The following is a 484-nucleotide window of genomic DNA, read 5'->3' as shown; positions in this document are numbered from 1 at the left end:
TCTCCACACGATCCGATGGGCCCCACGTCCGCACGAATTCCTGCTCTGTCTTGCCGATCCACAGGTCCATGAGATTGTTACGACCCACCCGGTTGGCTGCGCGTCGCGACTCATCCAGAGCTTTGCTGGTTTCACTCTGGCCGCGCGCCACAGCCGCTTCCAGGCCACGCACAGTACGATCCATTTCAGCGTCGCTCGGCAGATAGGTGAATGCTGGACGTTTGCCGTCCTTCCACAGGCTGGCCCAGATGAAATCCACAGGCGATTGCCCGACGTCACCGATGGAAAGGAAGCCACGCTTCATCATTTCCGCTGGCACCTTGGCCTTGGGATCAGGCCCAACTAGACAGGCAAACCGCACCAGTTGCACCTGCCAGGGAGCAATCGCCTCGGCCTGCGGTTCGAACTTATCCGGCGGGACGTTCTCCATTGGCCGATCGCGCCACTGGATCAGGCTCGTCCTGATGGCCACGCTGTTCTGCGA

The 484-nt window shown here is 60.7% G+C and carries 1 protein-coding gene; it reads right to left on the bottom strand.

The features are described 5' to 3' along the window. The coding region (locus tag RhoFasB10_RS25775) for a hypothetical protein (RefSeq protein WP_167679334.1) at positions 1–472 on the bottom strand (472 nt) is incomplete at its 3' end. Positions 473–484: the final 12 nt, after the last annotated feature.

Origin of the sequence: Rhodococcus sp. B10 (assembly GCF_011770055.1) — a bacterium.
GTDB classification, from domain to species: Bacteria; Actinomycetota; Actinomycetes; order Mycobacteriales; family Mycobacteriaceae; genus Rhodococcoides; species Rhodococcoides kyotonensis_B.
The sequence above is the reverse complement of the archived record's forward strand: the minus strand, read 5'-3'. Positions and strand labels throughout refer to the sequence as shown.